This is a genomic window from Shigella sp. SIG3 (assembly GCF_053555855.1).
In genome coordinates, this window is sequence record NZ_JBQZXE010000233.1 from 1 (window position 1) to 1,684 (window position 1,684).

The window sequence follows — 1,684 nt, forward strand, 5'->3', positions numbered from 1 at the left end:
TAATTGCTTAACTTAATGTAAACAATATGATTTTGCATCTTACTTCATACAAAGTTGTAATGAGTAGTCATGTGAAGAAGAAAGCAGGGTTCGGTACTTATGAGCGATGACCGTTTTTATTTTTCTTTAGGGCAGGGAGTTAAGTTTTACCCAGCGTCTCGACGTATCACCACCAGTACAGGCAATGTAATCAATCTGTCTGAAAACGGCTATCGATTTTTACTCCTTTTACTACAGGGAGAATCCGATAAGCAACATATTATCAATGAGGTTTGGCGGGAGCAGAAAGGTTCGGTAAGCGACAGCAGTTATTATGGGCAGATTTACATGCTTAGAAAGGCATTAGACGTCGCAGGTTTGTCGAGTTCTCTAATTAAAACCATTCCGCGAAAAGGCGTCAGATATCTGGGAAAGGTCGAGAAACATGTCTGTGAGAATGAGCGTGACAGTGATGAAGACAGTAGTAGCTATACCAACGATAGCGAGGCCAGGGAAGTAAACACTGATGCAAACATTCCTGAGAATGATAACAGCCAGGAATTCTCTACTGAAGAGCTGCTCCCAATAAAACATACTGACAAAAATATTGAATGGTATAGAACGAAGCAGTGGAGTGTTTTTATTAGCGTTCTTACCGTGTTAGCAGTGTGCTGGCTGACGACGCTTGTTTTTTTAGTCTTACTATTTCTTAATCAAGATAAATGATATTAAATGTAATTTTTTTTGAAGACTAAATAGCGGGAATGGATAATTATAGCCACATCCCAAAAATATGGGATACCGGTGACACGCAGATGAAGCTGGTGGTTTGAATTTAAATAATAATATACGAGGAAAACATGAATACTTTTATTACTAAGTACTATGGTAAAACTAAACAGTGCTTTGCGCGTTTCGCGAAGGATGAACGTGGTGTTACTGCAATCGAATATGCATTGATTGGTGTTGCTATGGCAACTCTGCTTGCTTTCATCTTTGGCGATCAGAACTCAGGCTTCCTGGGAGCAATTAAAGATGCATTCGACGCTATCGCTGCAGCAATTCAACAGGTAACGATTTCCGGAACGAGTAATCCGTAACTTATAAAAAATAAAAAAACTCTCTAGAGGCTGTCAGACGTAAAGGAATATGTCTGGCAGCAACCTTGTATGGTACATGGAGTCTTTCAATGGCAGCAATATGGTTACTAAGAGTCGATCTTTTATTTGTTGCGCTCTTTCTTATTTTTATTTCATGGGGAGATATATTACTCAGAATTATTAGCCATCGTTATTTACTGGTGTTAACCGTGCTTATTTTTTTGGCACTCATTTTACAGCATCAAAAACCCAATCTGGTTGCAGCCGGGAGCGTTTTGCTCGTGGGCTTCTTTCTTTTTTCCGCAGGGATAATTGGCGGCGGTGATGTCAAGCTGTTAACTGTTCTTTCGTTAGCTATTGATGAACATGAACTGGCTAATTTTCTCGTCGCAATGACCTTTTGCGGCGCTCTGGTTGTTCTGGCAGGTCTTCTTTTTTTTCGAAAATCAATTCGTGAAAACGGTGTGCCTTATGCTGTACCAATTTCATTGGCTTTTCTGCTTACATATCCTGTTTTCCCATTGTTTTGTTAATTTTTTAGGACAGCATAAATGAATCATCGGATGCTTTTTTTCTCTCAGTAATTGTGATAGCAGTAGGTCTTG

At 39.4% G+C, this 1,684-nt stretch carries 3 protein-coding genes; all 3 read left to right on the forward strand.

The features are described from left to right. Window positions 1-99 precede the first annotated feature (99 nt). Window positions 100-705: a winged helix-turn-helix domain-containing protein gene (locus ACUU1I_RS20470; protein WP_001278645.1), complete on the forward strand. Its 606-nt coding sequence runs from the start codon at window positions 100-102 to the stop codon at window positions 703-705. Window positions 706-839: 134 nt separating this feature from the next. Beyond that, the gene (locus ACUU1I_RS20475; RefSeq protein ID WP_001091314.1) at window positions 840-1,079 is read left to right on the forward strand and encodes a Flp family type IVb pilin; all 240 of its coding nucleotides are present in this window, start codon (window positions 840-842) and stop codon (window positions 1,077-1,079) included. 65 nt (window positions 1,080-1,144) lie between these two features. Then, the gene (locus ACUU1I_RS20480) at window positions 1,145-1,612 is read left to right on the forward strand and encodes an A24 family peptidase (protein WP_011069513.1); all 468 of its coding nucleotides are present in this window, start codon (window positions 1,145-1,147) and stop codon (window positions 1,610-1,612) included. Window positions 1,613-1,684 lie beyond the last annotated feature (72 nt).

What these genes read in the sequence shown, in the direction of transcription:
- ACUU1I_RS20470 (WP_001278645.1), top strand. Translation starts at nt 100, where the DNA reads ATGAGCGATGACCGTTTTTATTTTTCTTTAGGGCAGGGAGTTAAGTTT.
- ACUU1I_RS20475 (WP_001091314.1), top strand. Translation starts at nt 840, where the DNA reads ATGAATACTTTTATTACTAAGTACTATGGTAAAACTAAACAGTGCTTT.